Raw genomic sequence first — 24,809 nt, forward strand, 5'->3', positions numbered from 1 at the left:
GAGCAACGTCCACAAACCGTTGCCACCCAAGCCGAAAGGGGGAGCCTCCACAGTGGAGGCTCCCCCTTCTGGCTTCGTAGCCCTGCTTCAGGACCGCGGTCCTGGCGTCAGGACCTTCTTAGAAGTAGTGCGCGCGACCGCCGATCGGCTTGCCGACCGCGCCGAGAACGGCGAGGATCGCGCCGATGACCAGCAGCACGACACCGATGGTCGTCAGAATGCTGATACCGGCGAGCCATCCGACGACGAGCAGGATCAGTCCGAGGACGATCATGACACCTCCAGGTGGGGAAATCCTCAACTCGGATACCCCACGAAGGTCGGTACAAACACGAATTTTCTAGCCCCGCACGACATTCAGCTCTCTGCGCACGTCTCGTGACGATCCGTCATCACGTTCGCCGATGATGTATTCCGCCTCGCGCAGACATTCCTCGCACCGCCGCAGGTCACCGGTCTGCTTGAGGACCTTCCCGAGCAGCACGAGCGTGTGCGCCAGGTCGTAGGTCGCCCGCATCTCGCGCAGCAGGCCCACGGACTCCTCGTAGTACGCGATGGCCTCGGCATACCGCCCGGCCTTCAGGTGCAGGGCGGCGAGCCCCTCGATGTTGCGGCACAGCACCGGGGTCGGCCGGACGCCGGCCTCCCGCATCGCCACCCGCGCCTGTTCCCCGACCACGAGCGCCTGCTCGTCGTCACCGGACATCAGGTAGAAGTCGCCGAGGCTCGCGAGGTAGTTCGCCCGCTCCACCCGGTCGGCGAGCCCGTCGGCCAGGTCCCGCACCCCGAGCAGGGCGGCCAGCCCGTCCGCAGGACGGTCCTGGAACTGGTAGATCTGGGCGAGGCCCCTGGTCAGGTTCACCCTGGAGGCGGGGTCGTCCTCCTCCAGCCGCAGCGCCGCCCGCAGGTGCAGCTCGGCGTCGTCCAGCGCCCGCATGGCGATGTACGTGCCGATCAGGCAGCGGTGCATCCGCGCACGGCCCCAGCGGCTGCCGGCGCGTTCCGCCGCCGTGAGCCCCTGGAGGTTGAGCGCCACGGCAACGGCGAGGTCACCGGCCCGCAGGACCGCCAGGTGCATCGAGAACGCCAGCGCCCACGCGACGTCGTCCGCGCCGGACCGGGCCGCGTGCGCCACGACCCGCAGCAGCGCCGGTTTCTCCGCGGCGAACCACTCCCCCGCGGCGGCCAGGTCCGCGACCGGCCGGACCACCGCGTGCGCGACCGGCGGTGCGACCGGCGGCTCGACGACCACCGACCGGACCTGCGCCCAGGCGAGCAGCGAGGTGTGCAGGTAGTGGTCGAACATGCCGCGCAGCGCGTGCTCCCGTTCGGTCTCCGGCAGCTCGGCGGCCCGTTCCGCCGCGTAGTCGCGCAACAGGTCGTGCAGGGAGTACCGGTCGTCCGCGCCGTGCTGGACGAGGGTGCCGGCGACGAGCTCGCCGAGCGCCGCGCGAGCGGTCTCCACCGGCACCGCGGCGAGGCTGGCCGCGGCGTCGGCCGTGAAGTCGGGGCCGGGGTGCAGGCCGAGGAGCACGAACACCCTCGCCGCGGTCGCGCTGACCGACCGCAGCGACCACGAGAACACGCCGCGGATGCCGGTCGTGGGGTCGTCGATGTCCAGCGCGTCGAGCCGTTCGCCGTCCAGCTCGCCGGCGAGGGTGCCCAGCGCGTCGCCGTACGCGGCACGGGCAGCGACGATGCTCAGCGCGAGCGGCAGACCCGCGCAGCGCCGCACCAGGCGGGCCACCGCCTCGGGTTCCGCCGCCACCCTGGCCGGCCCGATCCGTTCGACCAGCAGGTCGACCGACTGCCGGTCGTCGAGCACGTCCAGCGCGACCGGCAGCGCACCCTCCCGTTCCACCAGCCCGCTGAGCCGGTTGCGACTGGTGACGACCACGAGGGTCGCCGCACCGCCGGGCAGCAACGGCCGCACCTGCTCGACATCACGCGCGTTGTCCAACAGCAGCAGCACGCGGCGTTCGGCCAGCGCCGACCGATAGGCCGCGAGGAGGGCGTCCTCCGCCGCCGGCACACCGGCCGCGGCGAAACCGAGCGCCACCAGGAAGTCACGGGCCACCGACAGCGGGTCGACCGGCTCGGCACGCGAGTCGAACCCGCGCAGGTTCACGTAGAGCTGCCCGTCGGGGAACCGGTCAGCCTGCTCGTGCGCCCACCGCACGGCCAGCGCGGTCTTGCCGACCCCGCCGATCCCGTTGATCGCCGAGATCAGCACCGGCTCACCCGGCCGCGCCCGCACCAGCTCGGTGAGCCGGTCGAGCTCCCGCTCCCTGCCCACGAAGTGCGGCACACCGGCCGGCAGCTGCCGGGGCACGTCGTCGGGCGGCACCTCACCGCTGAGCACCTGCCGGTGCGCGTCGCGCAGCCGTTGCCCGGGACCGGTTCCCAGCTCGGCGGCGAGGCGGGCGCGGACCTCCTCGTAGACCGCCAGCGCCTCCGCCTGCTGGTCCGACCGGTGCAACGCCAGCACCAGCTGCGCCCAGAACACCTCCCGCAACGGGTACCGCGCGACCAGCGCCCGCAGCTCGGGCACGAGCGCGCCGGTGTCGCGGGCGAGGTCCTGGTCGATCCGGCGTTCCAGCGCCACGACCTGTTCTTCGAGCAGCGGTGGCACGTCGTCGCGGTGCAGCGGCTCGGAGACCACGTCGGCCAGCACCGGGCCGCGCCACAGCGCCAGCGCCGCGTGCAGCTCCCCCTGCTCCACCAGCACGCGGAACCGCGTGAGGTCCAGCTGTTCCGGCGCCACCACGGCCGCGTAGCCGCCGCTGCGGGTGGTGACGCAGCCGGCCGCGCCGAGCGCCTGCCGCAGCCGCGTCACGACCATGTGCAACGTCTTGTGCGCCCGGTCCGGTGCGGGCGGTGCGCCGTCCCACAGCCGGTCCACCAGCTCGTCGACGGACACGAACTCGTTGGCGCGCAACAACAATGTCGCGAGCAGCACTCGGCAGCGGCCGGCCGGGACGGTGACCGGCGCACCGTCGAGCAGGACCTCCAGCGGCCCCAGCACCCGGTACTCGGCCTTCACGCCGGCGTCCCGTCGGCGTCCTCGATCCGGTCGAGCCGGGCGAGCAGGTCCTGCAGGTCCTCCGCCCCCTGGTAGTACGTCGAGTCCTGGCTGCCCTTGATGATCTGCACGGCTTCGAGGAGGCACTCGCGCGCCTGGACGGCGTCCCCCATGGCGATGAACGCCTCGCTCATCTTGCGCAGGCAGTCGGCGATGTTGGTCGCGGTCCGCATGTCCCGCCACATCTGCAGCGCCCGCCGGTAGATCACGACGGCCTCGGTGTGCCGTCCCAGCGCGTGGTGGATGTCACCCAGCGTCTCCGTGTTGCCGCACGGTCCCTCGTCCTGGCCGTTGAAGTCGGTCTCCGCGAACTTCTCGGCCGCCTGCAGGCAGAGCTGCAGGGCCCGCTCGTGCTGCCCGACGGTGTGGTGGGCGCGACCCAGTGCGGCGAGGTGGCGGCCGACCTCGTAGCTGTCGTCCTGGCCCACGATCCGCGGGTGGATCTCCGCCAGCACGTCGAGCGCGTCCGCCAGCCGGCCCTGCCGTTCGTAGGCGAACGCGAGGCCGCGCCGCAGGTGCGCCTCCGCGAGGACGTTGCCGCCGGGCCGGGCGCACCGGATCGCCTCGCGCAGGTGGAACTCGGTCTCCCCGTAGTCGTCGAAGCTCATGAGGATCGCGGCGATCCTGCGGTGCATGAGGCTCTGCGCCTCCACGTCGCCGAGCCGCTGCGCCGCGGCCAGCCCGAGGCGGTGCAGGCCCACCGCCTCCCGCATGTAGCCCTGCCGGGAGAGGTAGCCGTGCAGCATGAACGGCACCCGCCAGACGACGTGGTCCGCACCCAGCTCGTTCGCGCGCTCGACGGTGCCGAACAGCACCGGGTACTCGGCGCCGAACCGCGCCCACGCCACGTCCGAGTCCGGGACCTCCTCGACGACCACTCCCGGCGAGGGCGGCTCCGTGACGACCGGCGGGATGTTGAACTGCAACCGCTGCCAGCAGTTCTGGGTCAGGTGCAGGTAGTGCTCGAACATCCGGTGCACCGCCGCGTCCCGCACCTGCGCCGGCAGCTCGGCCGCCCGTTCCGCCGCGTAGTCGCGCACCAGGTCGTGCTGCGAGTACCGGCCGCTCGCACCGACCTGCACGAGGCTGCCCGCGACCAGCTCGGCGAGCGCGCGCCGGGCCTCGGCCGCCGGCAGCGCGGTGAGGCTCGCCACGGCGCTCAACGCGAAGTCGGGGCCGGGGTGCAGCCCGAGCAGCACGAACGTCCTGGCCGCCGGCTCGCTGACCGACCGCAGCGACCACGAGAACACACCGCGGACGCCGGTGGTCGGGTCGTCGATGTCCAGCGCGTCGAGCCGTTCGTCGTCCAGCTCGTCGGCGAGGGTGCCCAGCGAGTCCCCGTACGCGGCACGGGCGGCGACGATGCTCAGCGCGAGCGGCAACCCGGCACACCGCTTGACCAGCCGCCGCACCGCGTCCGGCTCGGCCTCGACCCTGGCGGCGCCGACGCGTTCGACCAGCAGGGCGACCGCCTGCCGTTCGTCGAGCACGTCCAGCGCGACCGGCAGCGCCCCTTCCCGCGCCACCAGCCCGGCGAGCCGGTTGCGACTGGTGACGACCACCAGGTTCGCCGCGCCACCGGGCAGCAACGGCCGCACCTGCTCGACGTCACGCGCGTTGTCGAGCACCAGCAACATCCGCCGCTCGGCCAGCGCCGACCGGTACGCCGCCACGAGCGGCTCCCCCGACGTCGGGATCTCGTGCGACGCGAAGCCCAGCGCCACCAGGAAGTCGCGGGCCACCGACATCGGGTCCGCGGGCTCGGCCTGGGAGTCGAACCCGCGCAGGTTCACGTAGAGCTGCCCGTCGGGGAACCGGTCGGCCTGCTGGTGCGCCCACTGCACCGCGAGCGCGGTCTTCCCGACGCCGCCGATCCCGTTGATCGCCGAGATCAGCACGGGCTCACCCGGCCGCGTCCGCAACAACTCGGTGAGCCGGTCGAGCTCGCGCTCCCGACCGACGAAGTGCGGCACACCGGCCGGCAACTGCCGCGGCACACCGCCGGACGGCACCTCACCGCTGAGCACCTGCCGGTGCGCGTCGCGCAACCGCTGACCGGGGTCGACCCCGAGCTCGTCGGCGAGGTTCCTGCGCACCTCCTCGTAGACGGCGAGCGCCTCCGCCTGCTGGTTCGACCGGTGCAACGCCAGCACCAGCTGCGCCCAGAACGTCTCCCGCAACGGGTGCTTCCCGATCAACGCCCGCAGCTCGGGCACCAGCACGTCGGTGTCCCGCGCCAGGTCCTCGTCGATGCGCCGCTCCAACGCCACGACGTGCTCCTCCACCAGCGGCGGCACGTCCTCGCGGTGCAACGCCTCCGAAGCGACGTCGGCCAGCACCGGCCCCCGCCACAACCCCAGCGCCGCCCGGAACTCCCCCTGCTCCACCAACGCCCGGAACCGCGTGAGGTCCAGCTGCTCCGGCGCGACCTCCGCGCGGTACCCACCGGACACCGTCCGCACGCAGTTGGCCGCCCCCAACGCCCGCCGCAACCGCAACACGACCGTCTGCAACGTCTTGTGCGCCCGTTCCGCAGCCGGCGGCGCCCCTTCCCACACCCGGTCCACCAACTCGTCGACGGACACGAACTCGTTGGCGCGCAACAACAAGGTGGCCAGCAACACCCGTCCCCGCCCAGCCGGGACGGCGATCGGCTCGCCGTCGGCCAGCACCTCGAGCGGTCCCAGGACGCGGTACTCGACGATCACACAGCGAGAGTCTAGGTGTGATCGTCAACCGAGTACCCGCGCGTTTCGACCGCGCGAGCCGGGAGTCCAGGTCACCGTCAGGACGCGTACGGGTCGATAAGCGTCAGCGGTGTCCGAGCCGCTTCGAGGGCCGGTTCCGGAAAAGCCGAACCGGCCGTGTAGAAGCGCGCACGGGTGCGACCGACAGGTGTGAGGACCCCGGCGGCGACCAGGTCCCTGAGATCACGCTGGGCTCGTTGCAGGCCCAGGTCCTCGGCTCGCTCGTAGCGGGTACGGCGCACCCGGCCCGACATCGCGACGTCGTGCAGAGCCGACACCACCCTCTGCTCCAGCCCCCGGGACGCGGCGAACTCGTCGAGCAGCACCCACACGCGACCAGAACGGTCCAGGCGACTGCGCACGGTCTGCGCCTGCTGGTGGTAAGCGGTGAGGTTGAACCGAACCCAGCCGGAGACGTCCTGGTCAGGACGGTAGATCGCCCCGCGGCTCTGCAGTTCGCGGTAGTACTCCCAGGTGTTGCCCGGCCGCCCGAGCCACGCCTCGATCGAGGAGAACTCCGGCGCCAGCTCTCCCTCCCTGGCGATCATGAGCGTCTGGAGCGACCGGGACATGCGGCCGTTCCCGTCCGCCCACGGGTGGATGGAGACGAGATGGAGATGCGCCATCGCGGCACGCACGAGCGGATGACTGCCGTCGTCCGCGTTCAGCCACTCCACCAGCTCGCCCATCAAATCCGGCACGTCGGCCGCTTCGGGCGCCGTGTACACCGCGATGCTGGGGTCTCGGGCATCCGTCACGTACACCGCGCCGCGACGCCACTGGCCAGCCGGCTTGCGCGGGGTGTTGCGGTGCCCCTGCAGCATCCAGTGGAGCGCGTTGAGGAACTCCTTGCCGTACCGGAAGTCCTCGACGTCGTGCAGCGTCTGGATGTACGTCATCATCCGCTGGTAGGCGAGCGTCTCCTCGCGATCTTCTTCGGAGACGTCGACGTCCCGTTCACCGTCGATCAGGTCCTCGACGTCCACGGTGGACACCTTGAAGCCTTCGATCGAGTTGGAGGCGGCCACCGCGTCAGCGGTCAGGAACTTGCGCAGCCCGTCGGTCCACTTCGTCGGAGCGGACCGGACCTGGAGGCGCAACGAGCGCCGCAGTTCCTCGATCTCGTGCAGAACACGCTGATCTTCGGACCTGAGGGCGGGCGTGGGGTACAGCATCGACCAACAATAGAATGACGCAAACATTGCGTCAATGCGTCAGGTGCCGGACCTCCACGATCCGGCACCGTCGTCCGGGGTCAGACGTTGAAGCGGAACTCCACCACGTCGCCGTCCGCCATCACGTAGTCCTTGCCCTCCATGCGGACCTTGCCCGCCGCCTTCGCGTCGGCCTTCGAGCCCGCGGCCACCAGGTCGTCGAACGACACGACCTCGGCCTTGATGAAGCCCTTCTCGAAGTCGGTGTGGATGACGCCCGCGGCCTGCGGGGCCGTCGCGCCCTGCGGGATGGTCCACGCCCGCGCTTCCTTCGGGCCCGCGGTCAGGTAGGTCTGCAGGCCGAGGGTGTGGAAGCCGGCGCGGGCGAGCGAGTGCAGGCCCGGCTCGTGCTGGCCGATGGACTCCAGCAGTTCGAGGGCCGACTCCTGGTCGAGCTCCAGCAGCTCGGACTCGACCTTGGCGTCGAGGAACACCGCGTCGGCCGGGGCGACCAGCTCGCGCAGCTCCTTCTGGCGGGCCTCGTCGCCCAGCACGCCCTCGTCGGCGTTGAAGACGTAGAGGAACGGCTTGGTCGTGAGCAGGGACAGCTCGCGGATCAGCGCGTGGTCCACCTCGGACTTCGCGGAGAACAGCGTGCGGCCGGAGTCGAGGATCTCCTTGGCCTTCTGCGCGGCCTCGAGGGCGGGGCGGCGGTCCTTCTGCATCCGCGCCTCCTTCTCCAGGCGCGGGACGGCCTTCTCCAGGGTCTGGAGGTCGGCGAGGATCAGCTCGGTGTTGATCGTCTCCATGTCGGAGGCGGGGTCGACGCGGCCGTCGACGTGCACCACGTCGGGGTCGTCGAACACGCGGATGACCTGGCAGATCGCGTTGGCCTCGCGGATGTTGGCGAGGAACTTGTTGCCGAGGCCCTCGCCCTCCGACGCGCCCTTGACGATGCCTGCGATGTCGACGAACGACACCACGGCCGGCACCTCGCGCTCCGAGCCGAAGATCTCGGCGAGCTTGGTGAGGCGCGCGTCCGGCAGCGGCACGACGCCGACGTTCGGCTCGATGGTCGCGAACGGGTAGTTCGCGGCGAGCACGTCGTTGCGCGTCAGTGCGTTGAAGAGGGTGGACTTGCCGACGTTGGGCAGGCCGACGATACCGAGGGTCAAACTCACGGGTGACGAGTCTACGGCAGGCCACGGTGGTGTCCGATTCCCGCGAGCCATAGCGCGTTCCCGCTGGCAGGATCGCTGACATGGTCATCGACGAAGAACACGCGTACCGGGTGTGCGCCGCACGTGACGCCCGGTTCGACGGGTGCTTCATCCACGCGGTGCGCACGACCGGCATCTACTGCCGGCCGTCGTGCCCCGCGGTGACCCCGAAGCGCCGCAACAGCCGGTTCTTCCTCACCGCGGCCGCCGCGCAGTCCGCTGGCTTCCGCGCCTGCCGCCGCTGCCTGCCCGACGCCACGCCCGGCTCGCCGGAGTGGAACCTGCGCGCCGACCTGGCCGCCCGCGCGATGCGGCTGATCAGCGACGGCGTGGTCGAACGCGACGGCGTGTCCGGCCTGGCGACGAAGCTCGGCTACTCGGAACGCCACCTCACGCGGGTGCTGACCGCCGAGCTGGGCGCGGGTCCGCTGGCGCTGGCCCGTGCCCATCGCGCGCACGCCGCCCGTTTGCTGATCGAGACGACCGAGATGGCATTCGCCGACATCGCGTTCGCGGCCGGGTTCGCCTCGGTGCGGCAGTTCAACGACACCATCCGCATGGTGTTCGCCTCCACCCCCTCCGACATGCGCGGCCGCGGCAAGGCGCCGGTCGGCACGCCGGGCCGGATCGTGCTGCGCCTGCCCTACCGGCCCCCGTTTGACGTCGTCGGCCTGCTCGCGCACTTCCGCGCGCACGCACTGCCCGGCGTCGAGGAGGTCACCGACGACTCCTACGCGCGCACGCTGCTCCTGCCGCACGGCGAGGCGATCGTGCGGCTGACGTTCCCGGCCGACCACGTCCTGTGCTCGCTGCGCTTGGCCGACGTCCGCGACCTGGGCGCCGCCGTAGCGCGGGTGCGGCGCCTGCTGGACCTCGACGCCGACCCGGTGGCCGTGGACTCGTTCCTCGGCGCCGACCCGCTGATCGGCCCGCTGGTCCGCGCGGTCCCCGGCATCCGCGTCGCGGGCAGCGTCGACGGCGCCGAGACCCTGCTGCGCCTCGTGGCCCCGTTCGCGGGCGTCCCGCTGCGGGTCCCGGACGGCGCGCTGACGCACCTGTACTCGGCGGGTGACCACCCGGTGGCCGAGGCGCTGGCGAGCGGCAGACTCGTCGTGGACGTGGGCCGCTCCCTCGAAGACCTGACCGAAGAGCTCGCACCCCTGGTCGGCGCCCAGAACGCCGACGAGGTGGCCATGCGGGTCCTGGGCGCACCGGACGTCCTGGTGCTCCCCGCGCGACTGCGCGACCTGGCTCCCCACGGCCCGGACTGGCGGCCGTGGCGCTCCTACGCGAGCGCACACCTGACGAGGAAGGCAGCAACCCCATGAGCGTCGCCCACACGTCCACCGTGGACACCCCGACCGGCCCGTTCACCGCGGTCGTCGCGGCGGACGGAGCGGTGCTGGCCAGCGGCTGGACCGCGGACCTCGCCCTGCTGACGCCGCAGATCCACGCCTCGCTGATGCCGTCGGAGATCGTCCCGCGCCCCGACCTCGGCACCGTGACGAAGGCCGTCGAGGCGTACCACGAGGGTGACCTGGAGGTGATCGACACCGTCGAGGTGCGGCAGAAGTCGGGCCCGTTCCTGCAGCACGCGTGGGACGTCCTGCGCACCGTCCGCGCCGGTGAGCCGGTCACCTACAGCGAGTACGCGTCCCTGTCCGGGCGTCCGGCGGCGGTGCGGGCGGCGGCGTCGGCGTGCGCGCGGAACTCCGCGGCGTTGTTCGTGCCGTGCCACCGCGTGATCCGGATCGGTGGGGACCTGGGTGGGTTCCGCTGGGGGCTGGACGTGAAGCGCTGGCTGCTCGCGCACGAGAGCTGAGCCCCGGGCGATAGGGACCGGGCGCGGAACGGCAGTTCGGGCAAGGCGGCGGAGCGAGACGCGTCCGGGCGAAGCGGAGCCAGCGACGAAGCGCGGCGCGTACGGGCGAAACACGAGCGGGCGAGGCGCAGGGCCGCTGTGCGGGCGGAGCGGTCGCGAGTGGCACCTGAGCAAAGCGGGTGGACGCGAGCGGAGCGCGAGCCTGCGGGCGCGCAGGCGAACCGCGTGCGAGCCGACGGCGGCGCGACGAACACCGAGCGAGCTGGTCGCGGCGCGACCAACCGCGTGACACCGGCTCCGCGCTGGAGGTGGTGCGGGACGGTCAGGCCAGCGACACCTCCAGCGTGGAACCGGTGCGGGCCTTGCGGACGCGCAGGCGGGTGGGGATGCGTTGGCGGAGTTCCTCGACGTGGGAGACCAGGCCTACGACGCGGCCACCGGCGCGGAGCTCGTCGAGGGTGTTCATGACGATGTCGAGGGTGTCGGAGTCGAGGGTGCCGAAGCCCTCGTCGACGAACAGGGTGTCGAGGAGGGCGCCGCCGGTCTCGTTGGCGACGACGTCGGCGAGGCCCAGGGCCAGGGAGAGGGAGGCGAGGAACGACTCGCCGCCGGACAGGGTCTTGGCCGGGCGTTCGCGGCCGGAGTAGTCGTCGAGGACGTCGAGGGTGAGGCCGCCGCGGGTGCCGCGGGCGCCGGCCGAGTCGGAGTGCACGAAGCTGTAGCGGCCCTGGCTCATGCGGTGCAGGCGGGCGGAGGCGGCGACGGCGACCTCCTCCAGGCGGGCGGCCAGGACGTAGGAGCGCAGCGTCATCCTCTTCGAGTTCTGGCCGCGGCCGTTGATCACGTCGGTGAGCGCGTCCAGCTCGGCGTAGGCGGCTTCCAGCGGTTCCAGTGCCTTGCGTTCGGCGCGCAGGCGGGCGGCCAGTTCGCCGACGCGGTCGAACGCGCCGCGGGCGCGGGCCAGGCGGGTGGCGGCCTCCGAGGCGGTCGTGCGGGCCGCGGTGGCCTGGGCGACCACCTCGTCGAGGTCCACGGCGGTGGCCGGGTCGACGCCGGCGAGCTCCTCCAGGGTGGCGGTGGCGCTGGCGCGGGCGCGTTCCCAGGCGGCGATGCGGTCGTCCAGGGCCTGCAGCTTCACCGGCGGGCGGGCGGCGGCCAGGGCGGTGGGCACGTTGGCGAAGCCGGCTTCCGCGGCGAGAGCGGCGACCAGCGCCTCCTGCTCGGTCACGCGGGCCAGCGCGGCGTCGCGGGCGGAACGGCGGTCGGCCAGCTCCACCAGGGCCTTGGCCAGGCGCAGGAGGTGGTCGCGGCGGGTCAGCACGTCGTCGTGCTCACCGCGCGCGGCGTCCAGGCGGGCGGCGCGGACCTCGACGGTCGTGGTCAGGGCGGTGTGCTCGGTGCGCAGGCCGACCAGGTCCTGCTCGACGCGCGACTTCTCCGCGCCCAGGTCGCGGGTCTTGGCCTCCAGCGCCACGAACTCCGTCTGCCGCTGCGACCGGGTCCGGGCGAGCTCCGCCGCTGCGCGGTGCTCGGCGACCACGACGGCGGGCTCGTCGGAGCCCAGCACCTCCCAGCACGACTGGATGCGCAGCTCGGCTGCGTGCTGGGCCTTCTCGGCCGCGTTGCGCTGCTCCAGCGCGGCCTGCTCGTCGCGCGCCGCGTCCTCCTCGTCGGCGGCACCGACACCGCCCAGCATCGGCTGCGCGGGGGCGGGGTGGCTGGGCGACCCGCACACCGCGCACGGCTTGCCCCGCTGCAACGCCGACGCCAGCTCGATCGCCATGTTCTCCAGGCGCTGCTGGCGGACCTGCTGCAGCACGTCCTTGGCCTTCTGGTGCACGTCGATCGCCTGGTGCAGCTCGTTCTTGCGCACCTCCAACGCCTTCAGCGCACCGGGCAGCGCCTCGGCCGCGTCCGCCTTGGCCTTCAGGCCCTCCAGCCGCGCGGACGCCTCGGCCGCGGCGTCGAGCTGGGCACGGCACCGCGCCAGCTCCTCCGGCAGCACCTCCAGCTCGGCGTTCACCGCGAGCAGCCGCCGCTCGACCTGGTAGGACGCGTGCTTGAGCTCCGACAGCCGCCGCTCGTCGGCCTTCTGCCGCTCGGCCTCCGCGGCCAGCTCCCCGAGCCCACCGGCCTCCTCGCGGAACCGCTCGGCGTCGGCCCGCAGCTCCGTGCCCGCGTACCCCAGCCGCTCCAGCGCCTCGGCGGCCCGCGCCTCGTCGCGCAGCGCGAACTCGTGGGACTGCCGCAGCTTCGCGATCTCACCGTGCGCGGGCACGACCGGGACGGCGCGGCGGGCGGCGTCGCGTTCGGTGAACCAGGCGGCGGAGTCCGCGTCCTCCACCCGCTGCAACAGATCGCGGGCCTCGCGGACGCGGCGGATCTGGTCGGCCTGCACGCGCGCCTGCGCGAGCAGCGCGTCGGCCGAGTCGGCGAGCCCCGCGGTCTCCACCGACCGCTCCTCCAGCTCCTTCACCGCGCGGGACAGCCGGTCGAGCAACGACTCCAGCCAGTCCGGCTCGTCGGACGGCTCCTCGCCTGCGGCCTCGGCGACCCGGTGCACCAGCTCGTTCGCACCGCGCCGGCGCTCGTCCAGCGCGCGGCCGGCCGTCAGCCGCCTGTCGCGGAACCACTTCTCCACGTCGAGGAACCGCTCGGTGCCGAAGAGCTTCTCCAGCAGGACCTCCCGCTCGGCCGTGTCCGACCGCAGGAACTTCGCGAACTCGCCCTGCGGCAGCAGCACGACCTGGAAGAACTGCTCGTACGACATGCCCAGCAGGTCCTCGACCGCGCGTGCCACGTCGTCGATGCGGGTGATGCCCTCGCCGTCCCAGCCCTCCAGCCAGGTCAGCGAGCACTTCGCGGGCTGCGTGGTGAAGCCGCCGCCGCGCTTCTTCGGCCGGTCGAACTCCGGCGAGCGCACGATCCGGAACCGCCGCGCCTGCACGGTGAGCTCCAGCGACACCTCGGTCGGCGTCTGCGGGTCGGCGTACTCGCAGCGCAGCTTCTTCACGTCGCCTCGAGCGCCCGGCACCCGGCCGAACAACGCGAACGCCACCGCGTCGAGCAGTGTCGTCTTGCCCGCGCCCGTGTCCCCGTGCAGCAGGAACAGCCCGTCCGCGCCGAGCTGGTCGAAGTCGACCGCCTCGGGTCGCGGGTAGGGCCCGAACGCCGTCAGCTCCAGGCGGTGCAGCCTCATCGCTCCCGCTCCCTCGCGACCGACGCGAAAGCCTCGCGCAGCAACGCCTTCTCCGCTTCCGACGGCTCGGACCCGCGCGCGTCGGAGACGAAGCAGCAGGCCACCTCCTCGTCGGTGCGGCCGCGCACCCGCTCGGCGTAGGTCATGGTGTGCTGCTGGCCCTGCTCCGGCCGCCACTCCACGTGCACCGCGTGCTCGAACCGCTTCTGCAGCTGCCGCAACGCGTCCATCGGCCGCACCCGGTCGGTCAGCACCACCGACAGGAAGTGGTCCTCCAGCGGCGTGTGCGCCGGGTCGGACAGCACGTCCTCCAGCGTGCCCGTCACCGTCGCGAGCGCCCGCGGCACCGGCAGGTCGCGCCGCTCCACGCCGACCAGGCCGCCCTCGTCGAGCTCCACCAGCCACACGGACTTGCGGTGCCGCGCCTCGGAGAACGAGTAGGCCAGCGGACTGCCCGAGTACCGCAGGTTGTCCGCCAGCGTCTGCGGCCCGTGCAGGTGCCCCAGCGCCACGTAGTCCACGCCCTCGAACACCCGGGAGGACACGTCCTGCACGCCGCCGACCGCGATGGTGCGCTCCGACTCCGACGGCGCCCCGCCGGTGACGAACGCGTGCGCCAGCACCACCGACCGCGCCGCGCGACCGGCCAGGTCGGCCCGCACCCGCCGCATCGCCTCGGTCAGCACCCCGGCGTGCCCCTTCTCCACGACTCCCAGGACGTGCCGGGCCGGCTCCGGTTCCAGGAACGGGATGCCGTACAGCACAACGGGTCCGTGCTCGTCGGCCAGCTCGACGGGCGTGGCCAGCTCGGCGATCGAGGTGCGCAGGTGCAGCCCGCCGGCCGCCGCGAACTCGCCGAACACGCCGATCCGCGCCGCCGAGTCGTGGTTGCCCGGCGTGATCACGATCCGCGCGCCGGCCGCCCTGATCCGCATCAGCACCCGCGCGCACAACGACACCGCGTCCGCCGACGGCACCGCCCGGTCGTACAGGTCGCCGGAGATCACGACCACGTCGACCCGCTCGGAGGCGACCAGGTCGGCGAGGCCGCCCAGCACCGACTCCTGCTCCACGAGCAGGTCCCGGCCGTGGAACGTCCGCCCCACGTGCCAGTCGGAGGTGTGCAGGATCCGCATGGGCCCAACCGTAGAGACGGGGTCCGACAAAACTCCGCCAGGGTTCCCGGCGTGTCACCCGATCGAGTTCACATCGGTGGTGGAGCATCATCGGTGCCGTGACCGCAGTGATCATCACCGCCTCCCTCGTCCTGGCCCTCGTGTGCGCCGGGGCGCTGGTGTTCGTCTGGCGCCTGTACCAGGACGGCGTCCGCCGGACCGACGAGGCCATGCTCGCCATCCAGGCCGAACGCGCGCGCGTGGACGCCCAGCAAGCGGCTTTGCAACGGTACGAGGTGGCGTTCTCCAGCGTCTCCGGCCGCGGCGAGCTCGGCGAACAGGTGCTCGTCGAGACGGCGCGCGCGCTCGGCCTGAGGGAGAACCTGCACTACACGTTGCAGACGGACGTGGCCGGCGGCGGCTCGGTGCGGCCGGACATGGTGCTCAACGTCGGCGGCGGCCGCGCGGTCCCGGTCGACTCGAAGATGTCGATGGCGACCTGGGCGGAAGCGGTCGAGACCGACGACCCGCAGGAACGCCAGGACGCGCTGCGGGTGCACGTCCGCAACATCCGCTCGCGCGCCGCGGAGCTGGCCGGCAAGGGCTACCAGCGCTGGGCCGACGCGATCTACGGCACGATCATGTTCGTCCCCAACGACGGCGCCGTCGTCGCCGCCCTGGACACCGACCCGGAGCTGCTGCGCTGGCTGCTCGACCGCCGGGTGTTCCTGTGCGGCCCGACCGGGTTCGCGGTGATCGCGTCCTCCGCGATGTTCGCGGTGACCGAACGGGCACTGGCCGACGACGTCGAACAGGTCCGCGTGCAGGCCGGGCGGGCCCACCGGGCCGCCGACGCGGCGATCGACGCCGTCAACCTCTCCTCCACCCACCTGCAGCGCTTCCTCAGCGCGCGGCGCCGTGAGCTCGACGCGCTGGAGGGGTTCCGCGCGAGCGTGGAGCCGCTCACCGACGCCTCCGCCACCCCAACGCCCCTCCCGATCGTCCGAAGGGCGGACGAACAGTCCGCATAAAACGCACAGAGCGTGCAGTCGGGTTGCTTTCTCGTGAGATAACCACGGACTGACGAACACCGAATGGCCGAACGGCTACCGTGTGCCTCGTGAGTGAGCTGCGTGACCGTCAGGACGACCTCGACGAGGTCGAGGACTACGACGCCGTGCCGTGGAACTACCGGGCCATCGGCGGGTCGTTCAAGGGCATCCCGTGGTGGGCCGCGATCCTCTGCGCGTTCATCCCGGCGGCCATCAGTGCGTTCATCGACATCAGCGGCACCAAGACGGTCGGCTGGACGTTCAACGTGGCGTTCTTCCTCGGCGCGCTCGCCGCGATCCTGCTGGTGCAGCGCCGCAGCCTGTTCGCGCCGATGGTGCAGCCGCCGCTCGTGCTGGCCGCCACCGTGCCGCTGCTGGTCCTGATGACCGGCGGGGTGGAGAAGGGCGGCCTCGCCGCCATGGCGCTGGGCCTGGGCAAGCCGCTGATCGACAGCTTCCCGGTCATGGCGATCACCACCGCCGTCACCGTGGCGCTGGGCATCGTGCGGATCTTCCTGCAGAAGGACCCGAACCGGCCGAGCGCGGACGAGGTCCGCGAGGCGAAGGCCGAGATCAAGTCGCGCAACAAGCCCGCTCGCAAGCCCGCGCGCGAAGAGGTCGTCGACGAGCCGGAGGAGCGTCCGCGCCGCCCACGTCCTGAGGGGGCCCCTGCACGCCGTCCGCGTCCGGAGGGTGCTCCGGCCCGCCGCCCACGCCCGGAAGGTGCCGCCCGCGGCGAGCGCCCGGCCGGCCAGCGCCGTCCCCGTCCCCCACGCGACGACCGCTGAGCTGCTGAAACATCCTGACTCATTTGTCCGGACCCAGCCCGCTCAACCACACCCCGCACAACCTCGGCTGAACGCACGCGGGGACCTTTCGTACTCAGTGAGAGTACGAAAGGTCCCCGCGTGCACTTCGGAGGACTAGCGGACGAGGTCCTTGCGGAGCTCGCGCGGCAACGAGAACGTGATCCGCTCGTTCGCCGTGGTGATCTCCTCGACCTCGCCGAAACCGTGCGTCTCCAGGAACTTCAGCAGCTCCATCACGAGCAGGTCCGGCACCGACGCGCCCGAGGTGACGCCGACGGTCTCGACGCCTTCGAGCCACGCCAGGTCGACCTCCTTGGCGTAGTCGATGAGGTACGAGGCCTTGGCGCCGTGCTGCAGCGCCACCTCGACCAGGCGGACCGAGTTGGAGGAGTTCTTGGAGCCCACGACCAGCACCAGGTCGCACGACGGCGCCATCGTCTTCACCGCGGTCTGGCGGTTCGACGTGGCGTAGCAGATGTCGTCCGAGGGCGGGTCCTGCAGCTCGGGGAAGCGGTCCTTGAGCTGCCGGACGCGCACCATGGTCTCGTCGACCGAGAGCGTCGTCTGCGACAGCCAGATCACCTTGTTCGGGTCGCGCACCTCGACGGTGGCCGCGTCCTCCGCGGTGTCGACGAGCTGCACGTGGTCGGGTGCCTCACCGGCGGTGCCCTCGACCTCCTCGTGGCCCTCGTGGCCGATCAGGAGGATGTCGTAGTCCTCCTTGGCGAACCGCACGGCCTCCTTGTGGACCTTGGTGACCAGCGGGCAGGTCGCGTCGATGGTGCGCAGCGACCGCTGCTCGGCCTCCGCGTGCACCGCGGGCGACACGCCGTGCGCCGAGAACACCACGAGCGCGCCCTCGGGGACCTCGTCCGTCTCGTTGACGAAGATCGCGCCTCGGTCGGACAGGGTCTCCACGACGTACTTGTTGTGGACGATCTCCTTGCGCACGTAGACGGGAGCGCCGTACTTCTCGAGGGCGAGCTCGACCGTCTCGACGGCACGATCAACGCCCGCGCAGTAACCACGCGGCTTCGCCAACAGGACTCGCTTGGGCATGCCTCCAGGGTACCCAGGACCGTTCCTAGGCATTTGCCGCGCTGGTGCGGCAGGCTAGGCGGTATGAAGCCACTGCCACTGGGTGTCCGAGTCGCCGCCGGGCTCGCGGTGACCGCCCTCGAACAGGCCCGCAAGCTGCCGCAGCAGCTGGCCGGACTTCCGTTGACGGTGGTCAGCGAGGCTATGCAGCTCTCCATGCGGGTGCAGCAGCATGTGACCGAACTCGCCATCAAGGGCGACGACGTCCTCTCCGGACTGAGGCCCGCGGAGGAGGAGCCGGAGTGGGCGACGTTCGACGAGGACGAGACGCCGGTCACGACTTCTCAGGAAACCCCCGCCGGTGACCCGTGGGAGGAAGAGGAACGCGCGCTCGCCGAGGTGCCGGAGTTCCTGCCGTCCTACGACGAGCTGACGATCGCCCAGCTGCGCGCCCGGTTGCGGAACCTGTCGCTGGAGCACCTCGAAGAGCTGTTGCGCTACGAGCTGGACCACGCCGCGCGGCCGGAGTTCATCGGCATGCTCAACCGGCGGATCGCGACGGTCAAGGCTCAGTGACCGACAAATCCACGCCGGAGAACCCGTGGCCGGTGCGGACGGTCGCGCGCAAGCTGCTCGACTGGATCAACCGGCTCGGCGAGGTCTGGGTCGAGGGCCAGGTGACGCAGCTGAACGCCCGCAGCTCCACGGCGTTCCTGACGCTGCGCGACCCGAGCGTCGACATGTCCATGTCGATCACCGCGAGCTCGGGGATGGTGCGCGAGCTGCAGCTGACCGAGGGCAGTCGCGTGATCGTGCACGGCAAGATCAGCTTCTACCCGAACCGCGGCACGCTCTCGTTGCGCGCGGACGAGATCCGCGCGGTCGGCATCGGCGAGCTGCTCGCCCGCATCGAACGGCTGCGCAAGCTGCTGCACGCCGAGGGCCTGTTCGACCCGCGCCGCAAGCGCAGGCCGCCGTTCCTGCCGCAGAAGATCGGGCTCGTCACCGGACGCGCCTCCGCGGCGGAGCGGGACGTGCTGACGAACGCGCGGAACCGCTGGCCCGGCGCGCACTTCCGCGTCATCAACGTCGCCGTGCAGGGCCCGACCGCGGTCACCCAGGTGATCACCGCACTGTCCACTTTGGACCGCGATCCGGAGTGCGACGTCATCATCATCGCCCGCGGCGGCGGCAGCGTGGAGGACCTGCTGCCGTTCTCCGACGAGGCGATGTGCCGCGCGGTCGCGTCGTGCCGCACGCCGGTGCTGTCCGCGATCGGGCACGAACCGGACACCCCGCTCATCGACCACGTCGCTGACGTGCGGTGTTCGACGCCCACCGACGCGGGCAAACGGGTGGTTCCCGATGTCGCCGAGGAGGGTGAACGGGTCAGGCAGATGCGCGACCGCGGCCGGCGCGCGCTGCACGGCTGGGTCGACCGCGAACGCCGCCTGCTCGACCAGCTGCGCTCACGACCTGTGCTTTCGGACCCGCACGGTCCGCTCGACCGCAGGGCCGAAGAGGTGAACCGGCTGCGGGAGCAGGGACGGCGAGCGGTCACGCAACGTCTCGACCGCGAGGACGTCCACCTCTCCGGGACGAAAGCCCGCTTGACGACCCTGGGACCAGCCGCCACGCTGGCGCGCGGATATGCCGTTGTGCAACTCGTCACACCCGACGGGCCGGACGGTGTGTTGCGGTCCGTGACGGACGCCCCCGGCGGAACACAGCTGCGGGTGCGCGTCGTTGACGGAGCAGTGCGCGCTGTGGTGACCAGCGCGGGAACCGATGCGGGAGGGGGAGGTACCGATGATGCGTGATGCCGTGTTCCTGCCCCTGACCATGGAGGCGGCCGGCGCGTGCGCGTCCGGGCTGCGCACCAAGGCGGAGGCGGCGAACAGGGCCGCGGCGGAGTGCTGGACCGATCTGGTGGGCGACTGCGACACCGCGAGCCGCCGGACGCTGATCCTGACGTTGCACGACCTGAGCGAAGCCACCGCGGGCACGGTGCAGTACCGGCGCGTCGCGGAGGCCGAAGCGCTCATCGACGAGGCGGTGCGAGAGGGTGACGGCGAGGAGTTCGCGGAGGCGCTGGTCGGGTACGACCTGGCCGTCGCGACCGTGCTGAGCCGTCTGAGGAGCCAGTCCGCGTGAGTCCGGAAGCACAGAAGGAAACACTGGGTTACGAAGCCGCCCGCGACGAGCTGGTCGAGGTGGTCCGCAAGCTGGAGGCCGGTGGCCTGTCGCTGGAGGACTCGCTCGCGCTCTGGGAACGCGGTGAGGCGCTCGCCAAGACGTGTGAGCAGCATCTCGCCGGTGCGCGCGAGCGAATCGATGCAGCTCTCGCCGTGGTCGAGGAGGACGTTTCGCAGGCGTGATCCCGTGCAAGGATTCAGATTGCCGATCACAAACCCGGCACGCTGAGTAGTCGCATGGAGGCGCGCAATGGTGAACACCCCCGCGGAACGACGTCGCGAAGCCCCGGACCGGAACCTGGCGCTGGAGCTCGTGCGCGTCACCGAGGCCGCGGCGATGGCCGCCGGCCGGTGGGTGGGACGCGGCGACAAGAACGGTGGTGACGGCGCCGCGGTCGACGCGATGCGCAAGCTGATCCACACCGTGTCGATGCGCGGTGTCGTCGTGATCGGCGAGGGCGAGAAGGACGAGGCGCCCATGCTGTTCAACGGCGAGGAGGTCGGCAACGGCGAGGGCCCCGAGTGCGACGTGGCCGTCGACCCGGTCGACGGCACCACGCTGATGTCGAAGGGCATGCCGAACGCGCTGGCCGTGCTGGCCGTGGCCGAGCGCGGCGCGATGTTCGACCCGTCCGCCGTGTTCTACATGGAGAAGCTGGCCGTGGGCCCGGAGGCGGCCGACGTCATCGACATCACCGCCCCGATCGCGGAGAACATCCGCCGGGTGGCGAAGGCCAAGCACAGCGACGTGTCCGACGTGAACGTGTGCATCCTCGACCGCCCCCGGCACGAGTCGATCGTGCGGGAGGTGCGCAAGGCCGGCGCGCGCATCCACTTCATCTCCGACGGCGACGTGGCGGGCGCGATCGCGGCCGCACGTCCCACGTCCGGTGTGGACATGCTCGTGGGCATCGGCGGCACGCCGGAGGGCATCATCGCGGCGGCGGCGCTCAAGTGCGTCGGCGGCGCGATCCAGGGCCGGTTGTGGCCCAAGGACGACGAGGAGCGGGAGAAGGCGATCGGCGCGGGCCACGACCTGTCGCGCGTGCTCACGACGAACGACCTCGTGTCGGGCGACAACGTCTTCTTCTGCGCCACCGGCGTGACCGACGGCGACCTCCTGCGCGGTGTGCACTACCGGGCGGGTGGCTGCACGACCCAGTCGATCGTCATGCGGTCCAAGTCCGGCACGGTGCGCATGATCGACGGCTTCCACAGCCTGCACAAGCTGCGCGAATACGCCTCGGTGGACTTCGACGCGCCCGAGAACGTCCAGCAGCCGCTGCCGTAGATCGCTGTGAATCTGTGAACCGTCAACGGACTGTCACCCTCCGAGTGACCCTAGTGACCGGGTCGGTTTTGTCCTTAGTTTCCGTCCTGACCCCGGCAACCCTGCGCCGGGTTCAGGAAAGGAACTCAACGATGAGGGCACGTTCGTTGTTCTCCGCATTCGTCGTGGCCGCGGGCGCTCTGCTCGCCTCGGCCGTCTCGGCGACGGCGGCCCCCACCCCCACCGCTGACGGCGAGGTCTCGCCGATGATCGTGGGTGGCGGCAACGCCACGCAGGTCTACTCCTGGATGGTCTCCCTGCAGAGCACCTCCGGCAGCCACTTCTGCGGCGGCACGCTGATCAAGGCCAACTGGGTCGTGACGGCGAAGCACTGCGTCCAGGGCTCCTCGGCGGCCTCGATCCGCACCCGGATCGGCACGACCAACCGCACCAGCGGCGGCACGGTCACCGGCGCGTCCCGGATCGTCACGCACCCGTCGGCCGACCTGGCGCTGGTGCAGCTCAGCACCTCGGTCAGCCAGGCGCCCGCCCCCGTCGCGGCCACGTCCGGTCCGGTCGGCACCGCCACCCGCATCATCGGCTGGGGCCAGACCTGCCCGGTCCGCGGTGCCTGTGGCGCTCCGGTCACCCTGCAGGAGCTGAACACCTCGATCGTCTCGGACAGCCGTTGCTCCGGCATCAGCGCCGCGTCGGAGATCTGCACCAACAACACCGACGGCAACAAGGGCGCCTGCTACGGCGACTCGGGTGGCCCCGAGGTGAAGTCGATCAACGGCCGCTGGGAGCTCATCGGCGCGACCAGCCGCTCCGGTGGCGGCGCGAACTGCGCCCAGGCCCCGTCGATCTACGTGGACGTCCCGTACTTCCGCTCGTGGATCAGCCAGTACGCCGGCACCGTCTAGTCGCACGGCGGTAAGCGCAGCCCCGAGGACCCGTCTCCCCTTCATCGCGGGAGGCGGGTCCTCCGCGTCGCGACCGCCGCTCGTGCCGTGGCCGGGGTGCATCCGAACATGATTGAAGTCACCTGAGGGTGGTTATCCCATCACCGAGGGGTGATGAGGATGCGAGTTCTGATCACGACGGTGCTCCTGCTCCTCGGTGTGGCGGCCTTCGCCACTCCCGCTCAGGCTCAGGCGGGGTGCACCGTCTACAACGGAGCGTGTCTGGAGAAGCACTCGAACCTGGCATGGCTCGTCTACAACGGGAAGACGAGCTACGGCCCGGTGAAGGTGAGCCACGGCAAGCCGGGGCACGAAACCCCCGTCGGCACGTTCTCGGTACTGCGCAAGGTGAAGAACGACTGGAGCGTCCCCTACAACGGCCCGATGCCGAACGCGGTGTACTTCACCACGACCGGTATCGCGTTCCACCAGGGTGACATCGCGGTCCAGTCGCACGGTTGCATCCGGATGACGCTCGACGCCTCGCAGGTGTTCTACGACAACCTGGTGGTCGGCGAGCAGGTGCAGGTCCTTCCTTGATCGAGCGGTGACGTGCCCGCCGGGGTCCGAAGTGGACTCCGGCGGGCTCGTCGCGCGGTCAGCCGCCGTGCAGCAGGCGCCGGACGGTCCCGGCGATGCCGTCCACGCGCTTGAGGGCCGCCTCGTGGTCGAGGCCCTCGTCCTCCCGTGCGAGCGTGTAGACGACCCCGCCCGCACCCGCGACGTGGTCGGGCACCCACACGATCCCGCGTTCGGCCAGCAGGTCCGCGACACCGTCGTCGGTCAGCTGGTTGTTCGCCGGGCCGACGACCAGCCGGACGTCCAGCGACCGCACCACCTCCGGGCTCAGCACGCCGCCGACGGCCGCGGGCACCAGCACGTCGGCCTTCGTCGTGTACGCCTGCTCCGGCTCCACCCAGCCGAACTCGCCGGTCCGCCTGCTCCGGTCCACATCGGACACCACGACGTCCGCGCCCGGCAGCCCCCGTGCGACGAGCTCGCCGACCGACCCGAACCCGCTGATGACGACCTTCCTCCCGGTCAGGTCCGCGCTCCCGAACACCTCCTCGGCCGCCGCGTGCAGCGCCGCCAGCACCCCGCGCGCCGTGGGCCCGCTCGACGAGCCCGTGCCGCCGTGCTCCTCCGGCAGGCAGTACGCGTGCGGGGTGATCTCGCGCAGCACCAGCATGTCGTCCGGCCCGGTCCCGACGTCCGGTCCCGCCCGGTACTGCCCGCCGAACTCCTCGATGAGCTCGGCGTGGTCGAGCAGCACCGCCCGCCGCAGCTCGGGCGTGAGCGGCCGGTCGGCCACGATCACGCTCTTCGCACCTCCGTGCGCGAGGCCGGCCGCGGCGCACTTGAGCGTCATCGCCCTGGACAGCCGCAGCACGTCGGCGATGGCGTCCCCGACCGCCGGGTAGGCCTTCATCCGGCAGCCGCCGACCGCAGGGCCCGCCGCGGACGAGTGGACGGCGACCATCGTGGTCATGCCCGACCTCCGCCCGGTGCGCACGACCAGCCGCTCGTGTTCCCACATCTCGTGTCCTCCCCGAACTTCCGACAACATCCGCACCTGAAGTTAGGGTGATGACCAAGGTCGTGGATGCTGTGCCGAACCTTGTTCGGCAGAGGCAGGCGGGAGGCGTGGTGGACGAACTTGATTCGGCGATCGTGCGGGAACTGCAGCGCGATGCCCGGCAGTCGAACCGCGACATCGCGCGCAAGGTGGGCGTGGCGCCGTCGACGTGCCTCGAACGCACCCGGCTGCTGCGCGAACGCGGCGTGATCCGCGGCTACCACGCCGACATCAACCCGATCGCGCTGAACCGCTCGGTGCAGGCCCTGGTGTCGGTGCAGGTCCGCCCGCTCAGCAGAGCCGTGATCGACGCGTTCCAGAACTTCGCCGCCGGACTGCCGGAGGTGCAGTCGGTGTTCGTGATGGCGGGCAGCGACGACTTCGTGATCCACGTGAGCGCGCAGGACAACGAGCACCTGCACGCGTTCCTGGTGGACCGACTGAGCCAGCGCAAGGAGATCGTCGGCTTCCGGACGTCGATCATCTTCCAGGCCATCGCGAAGCACGACCCGGCACCGCTGCCGTAGCGCGCGGTGCCGGGTCGTGGTCAGCCGGCGTTGCTGGAGTGCCCCGGGAAGAGGTGGGCGCCGGGGTTGAGCGCCACGGCGATGTTGTTGACCGCCGTGGCCGCCTCGCCGAACCCGGTCGCGATCAGCTTGACCTTGCCGGGGTACTGCGCGACGTCACCCGCCGCGTAGACGCGGTCGATCTTCGTCTGCATGGTGGTGTCGACGACGACTGCGCGGTGGTCGAGCTCCAGGCCCCACGACTCGATCGGTCCGAGGTCGGCGGTGAACCCGAGCGCGGCGACCACGGTGTGGGCGGGCAGCGTCTTGACGTCCTCGCCCTTGACCTTGACGTCCACTTCGGACAGCGGTGTGCCGCGCAGCGCGAGCACCTCGGCGTCGGTGATGATCTCGATGCCCAGCTCGCGGACCTGCCGCACGGTCGCGGCGTGCGCGCGGAAGTTCGCCCTGCGGTGCACCAGCGTGACGCTCGCGGCGATCGGGTGCAGCGCCAGCGCCCAGTCGAACGCCGAGTCGCCGCCGCCGACGATCACGACGTGCTGGTCGGCGTGCTCGGCGAGCACCGGGACGAAGTGCACCATGCCACGTCCCAGCCAGCCGTCGCCCGCGGGCAGCGGACGCGGGTTGAACTCGCCCATGCCGGCGGTGATGAGCACCGCGCCGGCGTTGAGGGTGGTGCCGTCCGCGAGCCCGACCCGCAGACCGTCCTCAGTGGACTCGCAGGTGCGGGCCTGCCGGCCGAGCAGGTAGGTGGGCTTGAACTGGCCCGCCTGCTCGACGAGGCCGTTGACGAGGTCGCGGCCGCGGACCGCGGGGAACCCGGCCACGTCGAAAATCATCTTCTCCGGATACATCGCCGTCACCTGGCCGCCCGGTTCGGGCAGGGCGTCGACGAGTGCGACGGAGAGTTCCCGGAAGCCTGCGTAGTAAGCGGCGAACAACCCCGTGGGACCAGCGCCCACGATGAGGAGGTCGACGTCACGCTCCATGAGTGGTGCCCTTCTGCCAGTGGTGGGTGGCAGTGCTGTGATCGAGCGTAGA

22 protein-coding genes are annotated in these 24,809 nt (G+C 71.5%); 12 read left to right on the top strand and 10 right to left on the bottom strand.

Annotated elements, in window-relative coordinates; all coding sequences use genetic code 11:
• Nucleotides 1-118: 118 nt before the first annotated feature.
• The 5 genes from ACZ7CF_RS10140 to ychF form a co-directional block, all read right to left on the bottom strand.
• Nucleotides 119-274, bottom strand: a complete 156-nt coding sequence (locus ACZ7CF_RS10140; RefSeq protein ID WP_170067891.1) for a DUF6131 family protein — start codon at nt 272-274, stop codon at nt 119-121.
• Nucleotides 275-340: 66 nt separating this feature from the next.
• Nucleotides 341-3,043 (bottom strand): AfsR/SARP family transcriptional regulator, encoded by a 2,703-nt coding sequence (locus tag ACZ7CF_RS10145; protein ID WP_470369415.1) that lies wholly within the window; start codon nt 3,041-3,043, stop codon nt 341-343.
• Nucleotides 3,040-5,790 (bottom strand): AfsR/SARP family transcriptional regulator, encoded by a 2,751-nt coding sequence (locus tag ACZ7CF_RS10150; RefSeq protein WP_470369416.1) that lies wholly within the window; start codon nt 5,788-5,790, stop codon nt 3,040-3,042. The genes ACZ7CF_RS10145 and ACZ7CF_RS10150 overlap by 4 nt, the downstream gene beginning before the upstream one ends.
• A gap of 77 nt (nt 5,791-5,867) precedes the next feature.
• Nucleotides 5,868-7,004 carry a Fic family protein gene (locus ACZ7CF_RS10155; protein ID WP_470369417.1) on the bottom strand — a complete coding sequence of 379 codons (1,137 nt, stop codon included), beginning with the start codon at nt 7,002-7,004 and terminating at the stop codon, nt 5,868-5,870.
• 80 nt (nt 7,005-7,084) lie between these two features.
• The gene (ychF, locus tag ACZ7CF_RS10160) at nt 7,085-8,164 is read right to left on the bottom strand and encodes a redox-regulated ATPase YchF (protein WP_360386074.1); all 1,080 of its coding nucleotides are present in this window, start codon (nt 8,162-8,164) and stop codon (nt 7,085-7,087) included.
• Between the two features lie 80 nt (nt 8,165-8,244).
• Here ychF and ACZ7CF_RS10165 point away from each other — a divergent pair, with 80 nt between their 5' ends.
• Both ACZ7CF_RS10165 and ACZ7CF_RS10170 read left to right on the top strand, forming a co-directional pair.
• Nucleotides 8,245-9,531, top strand: a complete 1,287-nt coding sequence (locus tag ACZ7CF_RS10165; RefSeq protein WP_470369418.1) for a bifunctional transcriptional activator/DNA repair enzyme AdaA — start codon at nt 8,245-8,247, stop codon at nt 9,529-9,531.
• Nucleotides 9,528-10,025, top strand: coding sequence for a methylated-DNA--[protein]-cysteine S-methyltransferase (locus tag ACZ7CF_RS10170; RefSeq protein WP_458429329.1), 498 nt, complete (start codon nt 9,528-9,530; stop codon nt 10,023-10,025). Before ACZ7CF_RS10165 ends, ACZ7CF_RS10170 begins: the two co-directional genes overlap by 4 nt.
• 322 nt (nt 10,026-10,347) lie before the next feature.
• On the opposite strand, the gene ACZ7CF_RS10175 is transcribed toward ACZ7CF_RS10170, so the two are convergent.
• Both ACZ7CF_RS10175 and ACZ7CF_RS10180 read right to left on the bottom strand, forming a co-directional pair.
• Nucleotides 10,348-13,224, bottom strand: a complete 2,877-nt coding sequence (locus ACZ7CF_RS10175) for an AAA family ATPase (protein WP_470369419.1) — start codon at nt 13,222-13,224, stop codon at nt 10,348-10,350.
• Nucleotides 13,221-14,360 carry an exonuclease SbcCD subunit D gene (locus tag ACZ7CF_RS10180; RefSeq protein WP_458429331.1) on the bottom strand — a complete coding sequence of 380 codons (1,140 nt, stop codon included), beginning with the start codon at nt 14,358-14,360 and terminating at the stop codon, nt 13,221-13,223. The genes ACZ7CF_RS10175 and ACZ7CF_RS10180 overlap by 4 nt, the downstream gene beginning before the upstream one ends.
• Nucleotides 14,361-14,458: 98 nt before the next feature.
• Here ACZ7CF_RS10180 and ACZ7CF_RS10185 point away from each other — a divergent pair, with 98 nt between their 5' ends.
• Both ACZ7CF_RS10185 and ACZ7CF_RS10190 read left to right on the top strand, forming a co-directional pair.
• A complete protein-coding gene (locus ACZ7CF_RS10185) occupies nt 14,459-15,370 on the top strand; it encodes a DNA recombination protein RmuC (protein ID WP_470369420.1) in 912 nt (303 codons plus the stop codon).
• 89 nt (nt 15,371-15,459) lie between these two features.
• Nucleotides 15,460-16,179: a DUF6542 domain-containing protein gene (locus ACZ7CF_RS10190; RefSeq protein WP_360386065.1), complete on the top strand. Its 720-nt coding sequence runs from the start codon at nt 15,460-15,462 to the stop codon at nt 16,177-16,179.
• A 135-nt stretch (nt 16,180-16,314) separates the two neighbouring features.
• On the opposite strand, the gene ACZ7CF_RS10195 is transcribed toward ACZ7CF_RS10190, so the two are convergent.
• Complete coding sequence (locus ACZ7CF_RS10195; protein WP_458429332.1) at nt 16,315-17,259, bottom strand: 4-hydroxy-3-methylbut-2-enyl diphosphate reductase; 945 nt, start codon at nt 17,257-17,259, stop codon at nt 16,315-16,317.
• Nucleotides 17,260-17,322: 63 nt separating this feature from the next.
• On the opposite strand from ACZ7CF_RS10195, the gene ACZ7CF_RS10200 reads away from it, so the two are divergent.
• The 7 genes from ACZ7CF_RS10200 (at nt 17,323) to ACZ7CF_RS10230 (ending at nt 22,205) form a co-directional block, all read left to right on the top strand.
• Nucleotides 17,323-17,814, top strand: a complete 492-nt coding sequence (locus ACZ7CF_RS10200; protein ID WP_360386061.1) for a lipid droplet-associated protein — start codon at nt 17,323-17,325, stop codon at nt 17,812-17,814.
• Nucleotides 17,811-19,058, top strand: coding sequence for an exodeoxyribonuclease VII large subunit (xseA, locus tag ACZ7CF_RS10205; protein WP_360386059.1), 1,248 nt, complete (start codon nt 17,811-17,813; stop codon nt 19,056-19,058). The genes ACZ7CF_RS10200 and xseA overlap by 4 nt, the downstream gene beginning before the upstream one ends.
• On the top strand, nt 19,048-19,392 hold the full coding sequence (locus ACZ7CF_RS10210) for a sugar ABC transporter substrate-binding protein (RefSeq protein ID WP_360386057.1): 345 nt from the start codon (nt 19,048-19,050) through the stop codon (nt 19,390-19,392). Before xseA ends, ACZ7CF_RS10210 begins: the two co-directional genes overlap by 11 nt.
• Entirely contained in the window at nt 19,389-19,616 is a 228-nt protein-coding gene (locus tag ACZ7CF_RS10215; RefSeq protein WP_360386055.1) for an exodeoxyribonuclease VII small subunit, read from the top strand. The genes ACZ7CF_RS10210 and ACZ7CF_RS10215 overlap by 4 nt, the downstream gene beginning before the upstream one ends.
• 67 nt (nt 19,617-19,683) lie before the next feature.
• Nucleotides 19,684-20,724: a class II fructose-bisphosphatase gene (glpX, locus tag ACZ7CF_RS10220; protein ID WP_360386053.1), complete on the top strand. Its 1,041-nt coding sequence runs from the start codon at nt 19,684-19,686 to the stop codon at nt 20,722-20,724.
• Nucleotides 20,725-20,855: 131 nt separating this feature from the next.
• A complete protein-coding gene (locus tag ACZ7CF_RS10225; protein WP_360386051.1) occupies nt 20,856-21,626 on the top strand; it encodes a S1 family peptidase in 771 nt (256 codons plus the stop codon).
• Between the two features lie 159 nt (nt 21,627-21,785).
• Nucleotides 21,786-22,205: a L,D-transpeptidase gene (locus tag ACZ7CF_RS10230; RefSeq protein ID WP_360386049.1), complete on the top strand. Its 420-nt coding sequence runs from the start codon at nt 21,786-21,788 to the stop codon at nt 22,203-22,205.
• A 58-nt stretch (nt 22,206-22,263) separates the two neighbouring features.
• On the opposite strand, the gene ACZ7CF_RS10235 is transcribed toward ACZ7CF_RS10230, so the two are convergent.
• Nucleotides 22,264-23,202 (bottom strand): Glu/Leu/Phe/Val dehydrogenase dimerization domain-containing protein, encoded by a 939-nt coding sequence (locus ACZ7CF_RS10235; RefSeq protein WP_470369421.1) that lies wholly within the window; start codon nt 23,200-23,202, stop codon nt 22,264-22,266.
• A gap of 110 nt (nt 23,203-23,312) precedes the next feature.
• Here ACZ7CF_RS10235 and ACZ7CF_RS10240 point away from each other — a divergent pair, with 110 nt between their 5' ends.
• Nucleotides 23,313-23,768 carry an Lrp/AsnC family transcriptional regulator gene (locus tag ACZ7CF_RS10240; RefSeq protein WP_360386045.1) on the top strand — a complete coding sequence of 152 codons (456 nt, stop codon included), beginning with the start codon at nt 23,313-23,315 and terminating at the stop codon, nt 23,766-23,768.
• Nucleotides 23,769-23,788: 20 nt separating this feature from the next.
• Here the strand turns inward: ACZ7CF_RS10240 and ACZ7CF_RS10245 are convergent, their stop codons facing one another.
• Nucleotides 23,789-24,757: an NAD(P)/FAD-dependent oxidoreductase gene (locus ACZ7CF_RS10245; protein ID WP_360386043.1), complete on the bottom strand. Its 969-nt coding sequence runs from the start codon at nt 24,755-24,757 to the stop codon at nt 23,789-23,791.
• Nucleotides 24,758-24,809: the final 52 nt, after the last annotated feature.

It is taken from the genome of Lentzea sp. NPDC036955 (assembly GCF_055608005.1).

Coding starts and splice junctions, on each gene's coding strand:
- ACZ7CF_RS10140 (WP_170067891.1), bottom strand. CDS start 274: ATGATCGTCCTCGGACTGATCCTGCTCGTCGTCGGATGGCTCGCCGGT.
- ACZ7CF_RS10155 (WP_470369417.1), bottom strand. CDS start 7,004: ATGCTGTACCCCACGCCCGCCCTCAGGTCCGAAGATCAGCGTGTTCTG.
- ACZ7CF_RS10165 (WP_470369418.1), top strand. CDS start 8,245: ATGGTCATCGACGAAGAACACGCGTACCGGGTGTGCGCCGCACGTGAC.
- ACZ7CF_RS10170 (WP_458429329.1), top strand. CDS start 9,528: ATGAGCGTCGCCCACACGTCCACCGTGGACACCCCGACCGGCCCGTTC.
- ACZ7CF_RS10175 (WP_470369419.1), bottom strand. CDS start 13,224: ATGAGGCTGCACCGCCTGGAGCTGACGGCGTTCGGGCCCTACCCGCGA.
- ACZ7CF_RS10180 (WP_458429331.1), bottom strand. CDS start 14,360: ATGCGGATCCTGCACACCTCCGACTGGCACGTGGGGCGGACGTTCCAC.
- ACZ7CF_RS10195 (WP_458429332.1), bottom strand. CDS start 17,259: ATGCCCAAGCGAGTCCTGTTGGCGAAGCCGCGTGGTTACTGCGCGGGC.
- ACZ7CF_RS10200 (WP_360386061.1), top strand. CDS start 17,323: ATGAAGCCACTGCCACTGGGTGTCCGAGTCGCCGCCGGGCTCGCGGTG.
- ACZ7CF_RS10210 (WP_360386057.1), top strand. CDS start 19,048: ATGATGCGTGATGCCGTGTTCCTGCCCCTGACCATGGAGGCGGCCGGC.
- glpX (WP_360386053.1), top strand. CDS start 19,684: ATGGTGAACACCCCCGCGGAACGACGTCGCGAAGCCCCGGACCGGAAC.
- ACZ7CF_RS10225 (WP_360386051.1), top strand. CDS start 20,856: ATGAGGGCACGTTCGTTGTTCTCCGCATTCGTCGTGGCCGCGGGCGCT.
- ACZ7CF_RS10230 (WP_360386049.1), top strand. CDS start 21,786: ATGCGAGTTCTGATCACGACGGTGCTCCTGCTCCTCGGTGTGGCGGCC.
- ACZ7CF_RS10235 (WP_470369421.1), bottom strand. CDS start 23,202: ATGTGGGAACACGAGCGGCTGGTCGTGCGCACCGGGCGGAGGTCGGGC.
- ACZ7CF_RS10245 (WP_360386043.1), bottom strand. CDS start 24,757: ATGGAGCGTGACGTCGACCTCCTCATCGTGGGCGCTGGTCCCACGGGG.